The organism is Nocardia sp. GP40 (genome assembly GCF_050434125.1).
Classification (GTDB): Bacteria; Actinomycetota; Actinomycetes; order Mycobacteriales; family Mycobacteriaceae; genus Nocardia; species Nocardia albiluteola.
This window is the reverse complement of record NZ_JBNPVW010000015.1, coordinates 77,461-93,787: the sequence shown is the minus strand read 5'-3', so window position 1 is coordinate 93,787 and position 16,327 is coordinate 77,461. Positions and strand designations below refer to the sequence as shown.

Annotated in this window: 13 protein-coding genes; 11 read left to right on the top strand and 2 right to left on the bottom strand. The window is 69.1% G+C overall.

Features of this window, described 5'->3' with window-relative positions:
• Positions 1-97 precede the first annotated feature (97 nt).
• The 8 genes from ABH933_RS35460 to ABH933_RS35425 all read left to right on the top strand — a co-directional run bounded on the left by ABH933_RS35460 (position 98) and on the right by ABH933_RS35425 (position 9,541).
• On the top strand, positions 98-1,543 hold the full coding sequence (locus ABH933_RS35460; protein ID WP_429424334.1) for a MinD/ParA family ATP-binding protein: 1,446 nt from the start codon (positions 98-100) through the stop codon (positions 1,541-1,543).
• On the top strand, positions 1,540-3,066 hold the full coding sequence (gene eccD, locus ABH933_RS35455) for a type VII secretion integral membrane protein EccD (protein WP_429424336.1): 1,527 nt from the start codon (positions 1,540-1,542) through the stop codon (positions 3,064-3,066). The genes ABH933_RS35460 and eccD overlap by 4 nt, the downstream gene beginning before the upstream one ends.
• A 104-nt stretch (positions 3,067-3,170) precedes the next feature.
• Positions 3,171-4,475: a type VII secretion-associated serine protease mycosin gene (mycP, locus tag ABH933_RS35450; RefSeq protein ID WP_429424338.1), complete on the top strand. Its 1,305-nt coding sequence runs from the start codon at positions 3,171-3,173 to the stop codon at positions 4,473-4,475.
• A complete protein-coding gene (gene eccE / locus ABH933_RS35445) occupies positions 4,472-6,220 on the top strand; it encodes a type VII secretion protein EccE (protein ID WP_429424340.1) in 1,749 nt (582 codons plus the stop codon). The genes mycP and eccE overlap by 4 nt, the downstream gene beginning before the upstream one ends.
• A 90-nt stretch (positions 6,221-6,310) precedes the next feature.
• Positions 6,311-6,643, top strand: coding sequence for a helix-turn-helix domain-containing protein (locus ABH933_RS35440; RefSeq protein WP_429424341.1), 333 nt, complete (start codon positions 6,311-6,313; stop codon positions 6,641-6,643).
• Positions 6,644-6,724: 81 nt separating this feature from the next.
• The gene (locus ABH933_RS35435) at positions 6,725-7,849 is read left to right on the top strand and encodes a hypothetical protein (protein ID WP_429424343.1); all 1,125 of its coding nucleotides are present in this window, start codon (positions 6,725-6,727) and stop codon (positions 7,847-7,849) included.
• Positions 7,846-8,553 (top strand): hypothetical protein, encoded by a 708-nt coding sequence (locus tag ABH933_RS35430; protein ID WP_429424345.1) that lies wholly within the window; start codon positions 7,846-7,848, stop codon positions 8,551-8,553. Before ABH933_RS35435 ends, ABH933_RS35430 begins: the two co-directional genes overlap by 4 nt.
• Positions 8,554-8,650: 97 nt before the next feature.
• Positions 8,651-9,541, top strand: coding sequence for a hypothetical protein (locus ABH933_RS35425; RefSeq protein WP_429424347.1), 891 nt, complete (start codon positions 8,651-8,653; stop codon positions 9,539-9,541).
• A gap of 44 nt (positions 9,542-9,585) precedes the next feature.
• Here the strand turns inward: ABH933_RS35425 and ABH933_RS35420 are convergent, their stop codons facing one another.
• Entirely contained in the window at positions 9,586-10,647 is a 1,062-nt protein-coding gene (locus tag ABH933_RS35420) for an SPFH domain-containing protein (protein WP_429424348.1), read from the bottom strand.
• Between the two features lie 244 nt (positions 10,648-10,891).
• Between ABH933_RS35420 and ABH933_RS35415 the strand changes: the two genes are divergently transcribed.
• A complete protein-coding gene (locus tag ABH933_RS35415) occupies positions 10,892-12,448 on the top strand; it encodes an amino acid permease (protein WP_429424350.1) in 1,557 nt (518 codons plus the stop codon).
• A 93-nt stretch (positions 12,449-12,541) separates the two neighbouring features.
• A complete protein-coding gene (locus ABH933_RS35410) occupies positions 12,542-14,965 on the top strand; it encodes a tetratricopeptide repeat protein (protein WP_429424352.1) in 2,424 nt (807 codons plus the stop codon).
• A 25-nt stretch (positions 14,966-14,990) separates the two neighbouring features.
• Here the strand turns inward: ABH933_RS35410 and ABH933_RS35405 are convergent, their stop codons facing one another.
• Positions 14,991-15,344, bottom strand: a complete 354-nt coding sequence (locus ABH933_RS35405; protein ID WP_215922901.1) for a DUF1707 SHOCT-like domain-containing protein — start codon at positions 15,342-15,344, stop codon at positions 14,991-14,993.
• 194 nt (positions 15,345-15,538) lie between these two features.
• On the opposite strand from ABH933_RS35405, the gene ABH933_RS35400 reads away from it, so the two are divergent.
• Entirely contained in the window at positions 15,539-16,261 is a 723-nt protein-coding gene (locus ABH933_RS35400) for a MerR family transcriptional regulator (RefSeq protein ID WP_429424354.1), read from the top strand.
• Positions 16,262-16,327: the final 66 nt, after the last annotated feature.

Genomic DNA, 16,327 nt, shown 5'->3' with positions numbered 1-16,327 from the left:
ACAGGTTTCGGTCGGTCCGCAGGAGGGCGCCGCCGGCGAGTCCGGTTCGATTCCGGCGCAGCCCGTCACACCACCCGCAACATTTACCCCGTCCGCCGTGTCCGAACCTTTTGCCTCGTCCGCAGTGTCCGAACCGTTCGCCCCGCCCGCAGTGTCCGAGCCGTTCGTCCCGCCAGCCGTGTCCGAACCGCTCGGCCGGCAGGCCGCGCCGGTGGGCGAAGTGTCGACTCCATCCGGCGATATCTCCGCACGGCACAACGTTGTACCGGGCTCGAACCAGGCATCCGCCAGGTCCGACGAGGTCACGGTACGACCGGGTGAGGGCACCGCACGCCCACCCGAGGCCGCCGTGCAGCCACCCGAGACTTCCGCTCGGCCGGCCGCGGCCGCTCAGCCACCCGAGGTCGAGGTCCCCTACCCGCCCGCTGCCTCGCTGGCACGCCGCGATGTCACCACCACCGGACCGCACGCCACCCACATGCCCGGAACGCAGTGGGCGGCAACATCGGCGGCTCCGCCGTGGGCACAGGGTCCCACCGCCTATACCACCGCCCACCCCGAGGTTCATCGCCCCGAGGTCATGCCGGCCACCCTGTCCTCGCAGGATCTGCTGAGCCAGATCGCGGCGATGAAGCAGGCCAAGCTGCGCTCCAACGCTGGCATGCGCGGCGCGCTGAACAAGGTCGGATTCAACCTCGGACTATCCCCGTCCGAGCGGCGGTTCGAGGATCGACGGTCGCGAATTCGCCGCCCGCTCACCAGGACCTATCAGATCGCGGTGCTGAGCGTGAAGGGCGGCGTGGGCCGGACCACGATCACCGCGACGCTCGGATCCACCTTCTCGCACCTGCGCCCGGACCGGGTGGTCGCGATCGACGCGAATCCGGATTTCGGCGACCTGGCCACGCGGACGAGCCGCCACCCATACGGGCTGACCCTTCGCGATCTTGCGTATGCCCAGAGTCTGGATGCGTTTTCGGCCGTGCACTCGTATACCGCGATCAACTCCGCCGACCTTGCGGTCGTCGCCTCGCCGTGGACGACCGAATCCGTCGAGGCGCTGTCCGGCCCCGAATTCGCCGCGGCCACCGACATTCTGCGCCGCCACTACAACCTGATGCTCGTCGACTGCGGCACCGGCGTGCTGACCTCGGCGACGAGTACCGTGATGCAGTCCAGCGACGCCGTGGTCGTGGTCACCCCGGCCACCGTCGGTGGCGTGAAAGGTGCTGTGGCGACCCTGAATTGGCTCAATATGCACGGATTTCCGCACCTGGTCGAGAACTCCATCGTGGCGATCGTGCATCAGCGGCCGGACAAGCCGATCGTGGAGGTGGCCGAGATCGAGAAGCTGTTCGCCACCGTCTCCCGCCCGACCTGCGTGGTGCCCTACGATCAGCATCTGGCCGAGGGCGCCGAGATCGACCTGCGCCTGCTGGACAAGGAGACCGAGGTGGTGTTCGAGGAGCTGGCCGCGGCGCTGGCCGACAACTTCTCGGGCTTCCACGATGGCCGCCATGCAGAACCGGGAGGCTACCGATGACCAGCACCGCCGTTGCGCCCGCGCCCGCCGCGCCGGCGGCGCCTTCGGCGGAGGTGGCGCGCGCCCGGATCGCGGTCATGGTGGCGACCTATCAGGTCGACGTGGTGCTGCCGACGAAGTTCACGATCGAGACGTTCATCGACGACCTGCTGGGCGTGCTGTCCGACGCGATCGACGACGACACAGTCGATTTCACGCCCGCCGCGGGGCAGTGGAGCCTGGCCCGCCCCGGTGAGGCGCCGATTCCCCGGTGGCGCAGCCTGTCCGACTACCATGTCGTCGATGGCACGGTGATGATGCTGTCGATCGTGGAATCGGCCGAGTCGTTCACCCCGATCGTCGAGGACGTTACCGATGCCCTGGCGATGATCAACGAGCGCGAGTTCGCCGAATACGACGCGGACGCTTCGGTTGTCGCGGGCGTGAGCATGGTGGTCGCGGCCGCGCTGGCGATCGCGGTGATGCTGTCGTGGATCTGGACCGATACCGGTTCGACGCTGTGGTGCGCCGTGCCCGCGCTGCTGCTCGGCGCGACGAGCTGGCTTGCGGCCATGGGGATTCGGCGGCGGCCGGGCGTCACGCGGATCGCCCTGGGCCTGACGGTCGCGTCGATTCCGCTGCTGTTCGCGGGCGGGGCGATGTTGGTGCCGCCCGCCTATGGACATCCCGGCCCGTTCGCGGCCGCGAATCTGGCCGCCGGTGGGATGGTGGCCGCGGTGGCATCGGCTGCGATGCTCCGGATTTCGGGCCACGGGGTGACCGTGCTGCTGGCGGTGACGGTGCTAGGCGCGGCCCTCGCGATCGCGGTGCTGCCCGCGACCTATCTGGGCATCTCGGCGAAACAGGTTGCCGGAGGCGTGGTTCTCGCGGGTCTGGTACTGCTGACCTCCGGGCCGCGGCTGGCGGTGCTGGCCGCACGCATCCGCCCGCCGGACCTGCCCGACCCGGGCAACGAGGTCGCGCCCCCCACCCTTGCCGACATCTTCGACGCCGAGTCCGGTCGCGAGGACGAGTTCACCGAGGAGGCCGGCGACCCTTGGGTGGCCCGGTCCGACGGCATCGAGGCCCGTGCCCGGCTGGCCGTGCTGAGTCTGCGCGGACTGATCGTCGCGATCACGATCCTGTTGTCCGGGGCCACGATCTGCGCCGCGGCCGTGAGCCCCGGCGGTATCCGTGAGATCGTGCTGGCCGTCGCGGTGGCCGGCATCCTGGGCATGCGGGCCCGCTGGTATCCGGACCGTGTGCAGGCCGTTGCGCTGGTCGCCGCGGCGGCGATCACCGTGATCGGTGTCGCCTTCGTCGAGGTCGGCGCGTATCACACCCCCTATGCCCGGCTCGCGGTGCCGCTCGTGGTGGCCGCGATGGCGACATTGGGTTGTCTTGCGGCCGTGCGGCTTCCGGGAGTCCGGCTGTCGCCGGTGACCCGACGGTTGACGGATCTGGCGGAGTACGGACTGATCCTGGCCGTCCCCGTGCTGTCCTGCTGGATCATGGGGATCTACACCGCGATGCGTGCGATCTGATGACCCGTGGGTTCGACGGGGTGAGCGTGCGGCTCGGCAGGGGTCGTGCGGGATCGCTCCGGGGCGCCGTGTCGTGCGTACTGGTCGCCGCCGGATGTTTCGCGATGTCTGCCGCGCCCGCGGCGGCAATGGCCCCGCCACAGGTGATCGTGGGGGCTTCGATCGTGGACGGCCCGCCGGGGCCGGAGCTGCCCTACCAGCAGGACAAGGGTTGCCTGGGGACCGGTGTACTGCCGCAGAGCGATCTGGCGCGGGTCCCGCCGCCGGAGCAGATGCTGAATCTGGACAAGGCGCGCACCCTCAGCAGGGGCGCGGGGGTCACCGTTGCGGTGCTCGACACCGGGGTGAGCCCGGATGCGAGGCTGCCACATCTCCTGGGCGGCGGCGACTACGTGACCAGCGGCGGGAACGGGCTGTCCGACTGCGATGCGCACGGCACGCTGGTGGCCGGGATCATCGGCGCGGCGGCGGATCAGGCGGACGGATTCACCGGTGTCGCACCGGATGCGAACATTCTGTCCATCCGCTACCGCTCGGATGCGTTCAGCCTCAGGACCAACGTCAATACCGATGCGGCGCAACAACTTGCGCTGCAGGTGCGCACGCTCGCTCGCGCGATCATCCATGCGGCGAACATGGGTGCCGGGGTGATCCTGGTGTCGGTGCCGATCTGCACGGCCGTGACCTCGGGCGTGGATCAGTCGATGCTGGCCGCCGCCGTCGGATACGCGTCGCGCACGCGCGACGCGGTGATCATCGCGGGGGCCGGGACTGCCGGGGAGAACGGCTGCGAGGGGAATCCCGACCTCGATCCGAGCCGGCCCGGCGATGTGCGCAATTGGCGTGATGTGAAGACCATTTCGACGCCGGGTTGCTTCAGCACGGACGTGGTTGCCGTCGGTTTCACCACGGCCAATGGCATCCCGGTGTCCAATTCGATGCTGGGACCGTGGGTTTCGCTCGGCGCGCCCGGAACCGGCATCGAATCCCTCGGCCCCGGTGGGGGTGCCCTGATCAACGGTGTGGCGTCGGGTAGCTCGCTGACCCCGGTCGGTGGTTCCTCGTTCGCCGCCGCCTACGTCGCCGGGGCGGCCACGCTGCTGCGTTCCCGCTTTCCGCGCGAGAACTCGCAGGACATCATCGACCGACTCGCGGCCAGCGCCCACGAACCGGCGTGGGGCGTGGACGACGCGATCGGGGTCGGGGTCATCGATCCGGTCGTGGCGCTGGGGTATCGCACGCCGCCGCGGGCCCCCGCCGGGGTGAATCTGTCTGCGCGGCTGACGATGCCGCCGCGTCCGCGCCCGGCCGATCTGCGCCCGGGCATCGCGGCGGCGTCGGTGATCGCGGCGGTTCTGGTGCTGGGTGCGGTGGTACTGGGCGCGAACAGGTTCCGGAGGCGTGAATGAGCTTGGTGCGGGTTCGGATCGGCGGCGTGGAGCGCGGTCCGTTCGCCGTTGTCGCGGTAGGGGGTTCGCTGGCGGTGACCGGTCTGATCGGGCGCACGCCGTGGTGGGTGAGCGCGGTGGTGGTGACGACCCTGCTGTTTTCGGTCGCGGTACAGGTGGGGGCCCGGACGCCGGCTCGGGCGATGATCGACTGGAGCACTTATCGTTTCGGCCTGGCAGCGCGGGCCCGGCTACGGGCGAATCTGCCACCGGCGTGGGATGTCGAGGTTTCCGCCGGAGTATGCGGGGTCAGCGGGAACGAGGTCACCCTGCTGTCGATGATTCAGCTCGCCCCCGACCTGGATCTGCCGACCATCATCTCGGACAAACTGATCTACACCGAGGACACGGTCTCGGTCGCGGGGCTGCTGCCGATGCTGGATCAGTTCGGCATCGCCGTCGACATCGACATCGTGACGACCGGGCAGCGCCTGCGCCCGACCGGCAGCTACAGCATGCTGTACGACCAGTTGATCGGCTCGCAGCCGGTGGTCGGGCACCGGCTGACGTGGCTGGTGGTGCGGCTGGATCAGGAGCGGAATCTGCCCGCGCTGTCCCGGCGTGGGCCGTGCGAGACGGTCGCGCCGAAGGCACTGGCCACCGCGACCCATCGCATCGCCCAGCGGCTGCGCGAACAGGGCGTCTCCGCCCACGCGCTGCCTGCCGATGCCCTGGTCGAGGCGACCCTGCTGCTGCACGCCGGGGTGGAACCGGCCGAATTGCGGGAAACCTGGCGGCATCTGCAGTCCTCGGTGCCTGGCCGCTGTGTGACCAGCTACCTGGTCGACTGGACCCGGATGAACGGCGCGAGCCTGGACGACTGCTGGACCTGGAATCGCGGCCACACCACAGTGGTGGTGAGCCTGAGCGCCGACACCGTGGGCCCGCGCGCGCTGGTGCGTTACGTCGGGCCGCCCACCCGGCGGGCGCCGGCCGGCTACCTACGTTCGCTGGGCGGTTTGCAGTCCACCGCGCTGCTGGCCTCGCTGCCCACGTCCACCTCGATACGTGCGCTGCCGCAGGCCGATTCGGGAATCGACACCGCGCCTGAAGAGGTGTTGGAGGAGCTGGCCGTGGCGATCGGGCCCAACGGGCAGATCCTGGGCGCGATCAGCGGGCAGCCCCGGCATACCCTGGCGCTGCCGCTGTACGACCCGGCCCGGTACAACCCGCAGCGCCGCACGATCGACGTGCATGCCGTGCTGCCGGTGGCGCAGCAGATCGTGTTGCGCGCCATGGCCGTCGGGGCCGACGTGGAGGTCCATTCGGCGCGGCCGGACAGCTGGCGGCAACTGGTCGCCGCGATCGGCGACGCCCATTCGCTGCGCCTGGCCAACCCGGCAACGGATTCGGAAGGCACTGCGGGAGACGATGATTCGTCATCGGTGACGATCGCCGTCTTCGATCAGGTGCCGCCGCGGGCCTCCGCCGCGCACACCACGGTGACGATCAGCGATCCGGGCGCCCCGCACCGCCGGAATGCGGATCTGACCATCGAACAGGTCGGCCACGCGACGGTCGACGTGAGCATTCCGATGCGCACGGTGCGGGTCGACCTGATCGAGCCACACGGCGAGACGCGGTATTTGCAACCACCTGGCTACGTGGCGGCACCGCCCGCCTCGGCCGTGCCGGTTTCGGCGGCGCCAGCCTTCGCCAGCGGCTCCGGTCCGGTGTCGGTCCCTGATACACGACACATCACATAGGCAAATTCGATGGCACTACCTGGGAAATTGCGATCCTCGGTGGAATGCCCACGGCATATTCGAGAGGATGGGACGGTAATGTTGGTCGGCGTGGCAAGTGAGGCGCAGCCCGAGGTGGGCGAAGTCCAATCCGGTGGCGAAGGTGAGGCAACCCCCAGGCAGGCGGCCGCGGCAATTTTCTCGCGTCGGCTCTCGCAGTTGATCGAGGAGTCGGTGGTGGCCACCGAGGGCGGTGCGACGCGGGGGCTGACGCTGTATTCGCTGGCGCAGCATCTGGAGCTCGCGTATCCGGATGTGCCGGTATCGCAGTCCGGGCTGTATCGGCTCGTGCACGGGGAGTCCATTCCGCGACTGGATCTCATCATCGCGCTGGCTCGCGTATTCGATGTTCCCCCAGAGTATTTCGTGACCGAGGAGAAGTAGGGGAGTCGTCCGGCGGGTATTCCCCGGCGCGGGAACATCGCGCCACACGCCGGGCCGTCCGACGGGGCTAGCATCCGGATCATGGTTGCCCAGGAGCGCGCGGACGTGTTTCTGCGTCATCGCGGCGCCGTCCTGGACACGCTGCTGGCGGATCCCGCTTTCGGGCGGGGCGCAGTGTCCGAGACGGCAAGCGCGGCGCCCGATCCCCAGGTGGGCGGGCCGGCCGCGGTGGCTGTCGCGGCGGCTCCGCCGCGAGTGTCCGTCGAGTCCGCGCCGATGGCGCCGGGGGCCTCTCCCGGCGAGTTCATGGCCGGTGCACCGTCGTCGGGCGAGGTGTACCGCGGCGATCCGAGCGTGCCCGGACCGCGCCGCACCGCCGCGGGGCCCAAGGCCAGCGAGCGAATCCTGGCCCTGCTCAACGGCGAGACCAGCCCGGCCGCCGCGGGACTGGAGTACTCCGGGGAGTTCTCCGAGGTCGCCTCGAAGCTGACCGCTCCGTCGACGCCCGCGCCCGAGGCGACCGCCGCCCCGTCGCGTCCGATCTCCACCTCGCGCTCGGCCGCCGCGCCCACGCTGCAGGGTCTGCTGATCCAGATCAAGAAGCCGAAGGTGGCGCTGACCCTGGCCGCCGTCCTGGTGGTCCTGCTGGTGGTCGTGCTCATCACGACCTCGGGCGGCGACAAGAATTCGAGCCAGGTCGCGGTGATCACCCCCGCGCCCGCGCCGGCGTCCACGAGCCCCCAGCCCGCCACGCCGACCACCCCGGCCGATGCGCCCATCCAGGTGAAATCCGCTGCGTCGCACTGTCCTCCGGGCGGAACGCCGGGCATGGACGCCTTCTCCGGCGACGGGAAGGCGTGGTCCTGCAGCCGCGCGTACAGCGTCGACGGCCAGGTGCTCACGATCGATCTGGGCCGCACATTCGCGGTGGACTCGATCGGCATCGTGCCGGGCTGGGACCACGTCGGCACCGACGGCACCGACGAATGGGCGAAATACCGTACGGTCAGCCGGGTTTCGTATCGGTTCAACGACCAGGACATCACCACCTACACCCAGCAGACCATGGATCAGCGGATGCTGGTGGTGACGAAGATGAATCCGTCCGTACGGGCCTCGAAGGTGATTCTGACGGTGCTGGCCTCCAAGGGGGACCCATCGGTGAACACCACCGCCATCTCCTCGATTGTGATCTCCGGACATTGAATCTCCCGCATCTGATCTGCCAGTTCTGCACGCATCACAACGACGCGTCGCAATCCCAGTGCGCGCACTGCGGCGGGCCCTTGTCCGCCAAGGTCGGTAAGCTCGTCAGCGGCCCCGAGGCCGGTAAGTTCGTCGCCGCAGCCGGGGAGATCGCGATGCCGCTGATCGCCAGGGGCCTGCCCGAGGTCGGAAAGGCCCTGCCGGGGCTGCTGGACAAGGTCAAGGGCGCCATGCAGTGGCAGGCGGTGGTCGCGGCACTCGGGGTCCTCGGCGTGGTGGCCGTCGCCGCCCTGCATTCGTGTTCCGCCTCGCCGCTGCTGCTGGGCAGGAACGCCCCGGCCTCCGCCGAGCAGGCACTGCCCGACACGCTGCGTTCCGAATCGTCGTGCACGCCTTTCGATACCGTCAAGAAGGTCGACAAGTGCGTGGTGGCGGCGAACGAGCCGCTGCTGTCGGGTCTGACCGCCGGACAGGCGCTGAGCTACTACCTGCAGACCGACACGCCCGATCAGCTCACGGCCACCATCGCGCGGTGGCGGGCGACGGGCGGCACGATTCTCGCGGACGGACCCCGGTTCGTCGCGATCAACCCCTCGGACAGTGTCTGGTACGCGGACCGGCAGTCCGGGCTGCATCTGGAGACCGGAAACTTCGCCGATCGGACGACCGCGCAGACATTTTTGCTCCGCTCGGGGCTGGACTGACGTTTTCATCGCGAAGTCTCCAATATTAGACCGTTGTATAACGGCACGATATATAGTGAGTCGTAATATGAGTAGCACGGTTTCGGAAGGTGATGACATGGCGTTCGAGCCGACGGTGACGTATCTGTCGGCGCATCGTCGCCACGGCGAGGATGACGAATTGTCCAGGGCTGCAACCGAAAATGCGTTGCAGGCGGTCCTGGCGGCGATGGAGATCCTCGACCTGAACGTGCTGCGGTGGCGTATCCGTGCCGCGGGGATGGGCGCCGGTGTCCGCACGGAACTGGAAGCCGAAACCCAGTGCGCCCTCGATCTGGCGTCGCAGTGGTGGCTGCGCTATCGGCGCTCGGCAACCCCTGTCGATGTCGCCCGCTACCGCGAGGGCGTGCGGGCCCTGACGCGCCGCATTCCGGCCTGGCGTCCGGGGGCGCTGTCCGCCGATCTGCTCCGGCGCTCGGGCGGCCCGATCCGGCGCGGCGCACCCGCCGATCTGGCCGAGGAGGTCTTCCTGCTGGTCCGGCGCGTCGAACTGCTGGAGGTCCTCGACCTCGCCGAGTGCACCGGCGCCGACGCGACCGAGGTCGCCGACCTGTACTTCGTCCTGTCCGACCAGCTGGAGACGCGGCAGGGCGGTCTCGGCGCGAAGGTGTCCGCCGACCGACGGGAGGCGCTGAGGACCTGGGTCCTGGAGGCGCTCGACGGCGGGCCGCGCCGGGAGAGCAAGCCGGACACCAGGACCCCCTGGGGAGCGGCGGCTCGGATGTTCCCGGCCCGCGGTTCGGCGGGCAGCGGCGACCCGGCGGGCGTCGCGGTCCCCGGCCCGGCCGCCGTGGAGAGTAGCGCCCCGGCTCCCCTCCCGGCGTATGACGCGGTCACGGGCACGGGGTACGACGCGATCGCGGTCACGGGGTACGACCCCGCCGCGATCGCCGGCAACGGCCCGACTCGCCGTGTTCGTCGGCTGCGCAGCGTCGTCGCGCCGAGCTGAAGGCATTTCCGGGCGCCCCGCCACGACGTCGCGGCAAAGGTGGCTCAGGCGCTCGGAACCGATGCGCCGCAACCGATGCAGTAGCGGGCGGTGGCGGCCAGCTCCGCGCCGCAGTCTGCGCAGCGGCGAGGTCCCCCGAGCGGGGCGCCGCACTGCTGGCAGTATCGCGCGTCCGCGGGATTGGCACTGTGACAGTCGGGGCAGTGGGGCTGTGCGGCGGGTGCCGCGGGTGAATCGTGGGGGGCGCCCACCGCCGCGGCGGGGGAGCTCCACGGGGTCCGCGCGCTGCCCAGGGCACCGAAACCCATTGCCGTGCTGAGGAATCCCTCCCCGCCGCGCGCCATGCCCTGCCCCGCCCCCAGGGCCAGCTCGCCCGCCGCGTATCGCCCGAAGTCTCCGGTGAGACGAATGTAGGTGCGGTCCTTGGCAAGTCGCTTGATCCGCTCGGAGTCCTCCGGGGTGAGGGTGATGTCGAAGTTGCCCATCCGGGGGATGCGCAGGCCGTACTCGTAGAGCGCGAGATTGGTGCGCGAGAGCACCGCCGCCTCAATCGGCTCCAGCGCCGCGGACAGCCCGAGCAGCGGCCAGTCACCGCGGGAGATCCCCTGGGTGACAGCCCCTTTCATGGATTTCATGAGCAGGTTGGCGCACCAGGACCGCACGGCGTCGGGCTCGCTCAGATCGGCGGTGCCGGCCAGCGAGGTGATCAGCTCCCCCGGATCGCGGACGGCAAGGGAGAATTCGCCGAACACCCGCAACGTCACCACCTGCTCGCTGACCGGGTCGGCGATGTCGGCCAGACGTCCGCCGAACTTGACGCCCGGCATCTCGCGGGTGGAGACGAAATACAGTTCGGCGCGGTAGTAATTCGCACCGGTCAGCGACTCGATCATCGCGCCCAGGCCTGGGAGCTGGTCGCCGTCGAGACGATGCCGGCCGGGCCCCATGGCCGCGACCACCTGCCCGGACTTCACGAACAGGGCGATCTCGTCGGCGTTCACCGCGACCCGGGAGAAGCGGCGGATACTCACATCGGGCCACTTGTACAGCAGCTGGTGCTTGCGGTTCTCGGGGACGGCGATGAACTCCCGTTCGAACCAGGCCATGTCCGCCCTCCTCGCAGGCTGTGCTCTCGCAGAACGCTCCCGTGCGGATCGGCTGTCGCACAGCCGAATTTCGGTGGACAACCAACCGGTCCACACCGGGACTGTGTCGAGCGTATCCGCTGGTGGGACCCGGGATTGCTCCCACTGATGGGTGGCCACCTCCCAACGCAGGGAAGTTTATGAGCCGTTAATCAGCGGTACATTCAATGTCGACATGATATTCGTCACGTGAAAGGCCCGGATCATGACAGCCGTCCAACCGCACGCTCAGGCGATCGCGCCCGCGGCCCTACATCCCGAGGATCATGGCTATCGCAAGGCCCTGCGTCCGCGCCAGTTGCAGATGATCGCGATCGGCGGAGCCATCGGCACGGGCCTGTTCCTCGGCTCCGCCGAACGGCTGCGCATGGCCGGACCCGGGCTGTTCCTGGTGTACGCGGTGTGCGGGGTGTTCGTCTTCTTCGTGCTCCGGGCGCTGGGCGAATTGGTCCTGCACCGGCCGTCCTCGGGCTCGTTCGTGTCCTACGCGCGCGAGTTCTACGGGGAGAAGCTGGCCTTCGGCGTGGGCTGGATGTACTTCTTCCACTGGTGCATGACCGGCATCGTCGACATCACCGCGATCGCCACCTATGTGCACTACTGGGGTGCGACCTCGGTGATTCCGCAGTGGGTGATCGCGCTGGCGGCCCTGGTGATCGTGACCGGATTCAATCTGGTCTCGGTGCGCTGGTTCGGCGAGCTGGAGTTCTGGGTGGCGCTGATCAAGGTCGTCGCGCTGGTCACCTTCCTGATCGTCGGCTCGATCATTCTCGGCGGCCGTTTCAGCATCGCGGGCCGGGAGACCGGCTTCGTACTGCTCTCCGACAACGGTGGACTGTTCCCCACCGGCCTGCTGCCGCTCGTGACCGTGACAACGGGCGTCGTTTTCGCCTATGCGGCAGTGGAATTGGTGGGCACCGCCGCCGGTGAGGCGAAGCATCCCGAGAAGGTCATGCCGCGCGCGATCAACACGGTCATCGCCCGGATCGCGCTGTTCTACGTCGGGTCCCTGGTCCTGCTGGGCCTGCTGCTGCCCTACGGCGACTTCACCAGCGAGGAGAGCCCGTTCGTCACGTTCTTCGCCAGGCTGGGCGTGCACGGCGCCGGGACGATCATGAACCTGGTGGTGCTGACCGCCGCGTTCTCCAGCCTCAATGCCGGGCTGTACTCGACCGGTCGGATCCTGCGCTCGATGTCCGCCAACGGCAGTGCGCCGGCCATCGGCGCGCGCATGTCGCGGTCGGGCGTGCCATACGTCGGAATCCTCGCCACCGGCGCCATCGCACTCATCGGCGTCGGCCTCAACGCGATCGTGCCGGACAGGGCATTCGAGATCGTGCTGAACATGTCGGCGCTGGGCACCATTACCGCGTGGACGACGATCATGCTGTGCCAGCTGAAGCTGTGGCAGTGGTCGCGCAAGGGGCTGGTGCGCCGCCCGGACTATCGGCTGATCGGCGCGCCGTACACCACCATCGCGACGCTGGTGTTCCTCGCGGGCGTGGTCGCACTGATGGCCACCAGCGATGACGACGTCCAGCGCGGCGCGATCATAGCCATGGTGGTGGTGATGGCTCCGGTGCTGACCATCGGATGGTTCTTCACCCGGAAGCGGTCGCGTCAGATCGCCGCCGACTGGCGCGCGGTCACCGCGGGGCAGCTCCCTGTCCCGCACGGCGAATCCGAGCCGCCGGCCCAGACGTCGCCGGTCGACACGTCGCCGGCCGAGGATCCGCTGACGATCGAGCCCGATAAGGACTGACGCTATTCCCGGTGCCGGGAAGGACCAGCCGCGAGCGAGACGAGGGTGAATCAGAATGATGACCCGAATCATCGATGGGTACGAGAGGTTCCCATGCCCGAGCAGTCCAGGTCTTCCGACCCGGCGATACTGCACCCGTGGGCCGATCGCCGGATGCGGGGCGGCGAGGCGGCGAGCCGCGCCGCGGATCCGTGGTCCACGCGGCGCCCGGTCGATCCCGCCGCCCGGCCGCTGTATCCCGTCTTCTCGGAACGGGTTTCGGCGCAGGAGCTGGCCCGCCCGGTGGCTCGCAAGCCGGACGCCCAGGCGCTCGCGGGTGAGCTCGATCTCCTGTCCGAAACGGATTTCGCCGCGGTGCAGGGGGATCTGGGCCTGGGTCTGGGCCCGGCGTCGGGTCGCACCGGCCGTACGCGGCCCAGCGTCCGGCGGCTCGGCGGTGGTCTGGTGGAGATGCCGAAGGTGACTCCGCTCGATCCGCGCACCGCGGTGCTGGCCGATCCGGAGGTGCCGGAGGTCAAGAGGTTCTGCTGGAAGTGCGATGCGCCGGTGGGCCGCCGCAGCGAGGCGGGTCCCGGCGCGATCACCGGGACCTGCGGAAAATGCGGCTCCCCATTCAATTTCCGGCCCGCGTTGCACGCGGGTGAACTGGTGGCCGGGCAGTACGAGGTGCAGGGCTGCCTGGCGCACGGCGGGCTCGGCTGGATCTACCTCGCGGTCGACCGCAATGTCAGCGACCGCTGGGTGGTGCTCAAGGGTCTGCAGAACCCCCTCGATTTCGAGGCCCACGTGGTGGCCCTGGCCGAGCGGCAATTCCTGTCGGAGATGGCATTTCCCGGCATCGTGAAGATTCACAACTTCGTCAAGCACACCTCCGGCGAGACCTCGGCCGGCTACATCGTGATGGAGTACGTGGGTGGGCGTTCGCTGAAGAAGATGCTGGATCTGCTGTCGCCGCAGCGTATTCCGGTCGCGGAGGCGCTGGCGTACATGCTCGAGGTGCTGCCGGCGCTGGACTACCTGCATTCGCTGGGGCTGGCCTACAACGATCTCAAGCCCGACAACATCATGATTACCGAGGACGAGGTCAAACTCATCGACCTCGGCGCCGTCGCGGCCATGGAATCCTACGGCAGCATCTACGGCACACCCGGCTACCAGGCTCCCGAGATCGTCGAGACGGGGCCGACCGTGGCCGCGGACCTCTATTCGGTGGGCCGCACCCTGGCCGCGCTCGCGATACACCTGCCGATCGGGCCCGACGGCAACTTCCTGCCGGGAATCCCGGAGCTGGAGTCGGATCCGGTGCTGCGCCGCTATCCACCGTTACGGCGTTTGCTGCTGCGCTCCACCCATCCCGATCCGGGGCGGCGCTTTCCCTCGGCCTACGCGATGTACTGCCAGTTCGCGGGCGTGCTGCGGATGGTGCTGGCCACCGAGACCGGCCGCGAGCATCCGCAGACCTCGGTCGAATTCGGCACCCTGCGTGGCGATTTCGGCATCGATACCCTCATCGCTCAGGCGGACGGCGTGATGCTGGGCGCACAGAGCATGCCCACCGTGGCCGCCGCGGACGTCGTCGCGGTGCTGCCGGTGCCGCTGATCGACGCCGAGGACCCCAGCGCCGAGTTGCTGTCCACGCTGCACGGCGACCCGCACACGGTGCTGGATGCCTTGCGCCGCATCAGTTCCCGGATCTCCGAGGGGGTGGTCACCCAACCGGAGACGTTCGAGCTGGAGGGCGCGCTGACCGCGGTCCAGGCGCATCTCGAACTGGGTGAGGTGGCCGCGGCGCGAGCGGTGCTGGACGTGCTGACCCCGCTGCACGCGACCGACTGGCGTATCGACTGGCATCGGGGCGTGGCCGCGATGCTCGCGGGCGAGTTCGAGTGCGCATACCGGCATTTCGACGAGGTGCAAGCGATGGTTCCCGGCGAGATCGCCCCGGCGCTGGCCATGGCCGCCACCGCGGAGCTGATCCTGCAGCAGCTGGACAGCCCAGCCGAGGCCAACCGCTGGCACCAGGCCGCGATGGAGCACTACCGGACGGTGTGGCACACCAATCACGGCGTGGTGAGCGCCGCGTTCGGGCTGGCCCGTCGCCTGGCCGCGGATTCCGATCAGCTGTCGGCCGTGGCGGTGCTGGACGAGATACCGTCGGCCTCGCGGCATTCGGGGACGGCTCAGCTGACCGCGAGCTTCCTGCTGGTCTCCCGTCCGACCGCCGAAATCATCGAGGCCGACCTCGGTGAGGCGGCCGCGCGGGTGGAGAAGTTGCCGCGGGATCCGCGGTCGCTGCAGATGCGCGCGATCGTTGTCGGGGCGGCTTTGGAATGGGTGCGGGCCGGCGGGCAGACCAAACGCCTGGAACGAATCCTGGGTGTCCCGGTGACCGGGACCGGGCTGCGGCAGGCCCTGGAGACCTCGTTGCGCGCCCTGGCCGAGCTCACCCCCGACCGCTGGCACCGCTATCGGCTGGTCGATCTCGCCAATCGGATTCGCCCGCGGAGCTGGTGGTAGGCGGGCTGCCCGCGGGCCCGCCGAGTCAGCGGGTGCGCCGGTAGACCACGAGCGCCGGGGCGGCGGCGATCAGCGCGAGCCACCACCAGTGCCCGGTGGTCAGTGCCGCCGCGAGGGCGAGCACGACGATCGACACCGCGATCACCCCGGTCAGCGACGCGGGGTGCGAGTTCGCCGCGGTAGCGCCGGGCGTGAGGGGGATCGGCAGGTCGACCAGCACCTGGGCCAGCTCCTCCGGGGTGGTGGCGGTCGCGGCGATCGTGCTGCGGGCCTCGAATTCGGTCAGGCTCAGGCGTCCGGTGCCGACGTGGTGCGACAGGGTGTGCAGGGCACGCTCCCGCTCCGCATCGCCGATCCGAGCTCCCATCTGCTCGTTCATAACGGAAGAATATGCGGGTTACCGAGCCCTGGAACGCCCGAATATCCAACGGTGGGAAGGTGTTCCGTGAATGTGACATCAATCGATGGTGCGTCGGGTGATGGGACAGCCTGGTTGCGGCTACTCTTGACGGAGAGCCCGTGGTAAGGGGCAGGTGGTCCGAGATGTGGTTTGCTTGAGATATGGCGGCGGGTGTGGAGTACACGATCGATGAGCTCGCGCGTGCGGCGGGTACAACGGTGCGTAGCCTGCGGGTCTATCACGAACGCGGGGTGCTGCCACCGCCCGAGGTCCGTGGGCGCACGGGCTTCTACGGCCCCGACCATCTCAACCGGGTACACACCATCGGCCGGCTGCTGGACCGGGGGATCAAGCTTAACGGCATCCGCGAATTGCTGGAGGCATGGGATCGCGGGGACGATCTCGGTGACATCCTGGGTGTCGCCAATGCCGAAGGCGCGCACGATACCGAGCCGTCGTCCGACGAGACGATAGCCGCCACCGAGCTCGAGCGGCTCTACGGCGACCTGCCGCACGGCCTGGCGCGGGTGGTCAGCCTCGGGCTCTACGAGCCGGTCGATGCCGCCAACTACCGGATCGCCGATCGGGACCTGGTGCACGTGGTCGGGCAGCTGACCACGATCGGCATCCCCACGGGGGATGTGCTCGGCGAGCTCGAGCGGCTGCGGGTGGACTGCGACCGCGTCGCCCGGCGTGTGGTCGAACTGTTCCATCGCACGGCGCTGGTCACGTTCCGGGAGTCCGAGCGCGGTTCGCAGGACCTGGCCACGCTCACTGAGCAGCTGGTGGTGACCCGTGCGGTCGCCGCGAAGACCACCGCCGAACTCGTCGACAGGTTCGTTGCCCGATACCTCGAGGGCGACACCGATCTGACCGATATCCTCTCGGGCGCCTGAGTCCGTCCCGTCCACTCTCCAGCCCTGAGAACACTACTTTAACGTGCCGCTAATTAGCGGTACGTT

Coding starts and splice junctions, on each gene's coding strand:
- eccD (WP_429424336.1), top strand. CDS start 1,540: ATGACCAGCACCGCCGTTGCGCCCGCGCCCGCCGCGCCGGCGGCGCCT.
- mycP (WP_429424338.1), top strand. CDS start 3,171: ATGTCTGCCGCGCCCGCGGCGGCAATGGCCCCGCCACAGGTGATCGTG.
- eccE (WP_429424340.1), top strand. CDS start 4,472: ATGAGCTTGGTGCGGGTTCGGATCGGCGGCGTGGAGCGCGGTCCGTTC.
- ABH933_RS35435 (WP_429424343.1), top strand. CDS start 6,725: ATGGTTGCCCAGGAGCGCGCGGACGTGTTTCTGCGTCATCGCGGCGCC.
- ABH933_RS35425 (WP_429424347.1), top strand. CDS start 8,651: ATGGCGTTCGAGCCGACGGTGACGTATCTGTCGGCGCATCGTCGCCAC.
- ABH933_RS35420 (WP_429424348.1), bottom strand. CDS start 10,647: ATGGCCTGGTTCGAACGGGAGTTCATCGCCGTCCCCGAGAACCGCAAG.
- ABH933_RS35415 (WP_429424350.1), top strand. CDS start 10,892: ATGACAGCCGTCCAACCGCACGCTCAGGCGATCGCGCCCGCGGCCCTA.
- ABH933_RS35410 (WP_429424352.1), top strand. CDS start 12,542: ATGCCCGAGCAGTCCAGGTCTTCCGACCCGGCGATACTGCACCCGTGG.
- ABH933_RS35405 (WP_215922901.1), bottom strand. CDS start 15,344: ATGAACGAGCAGATGGGAGCTCGGATCGGCGATGCGGAGCGGGAGCGT.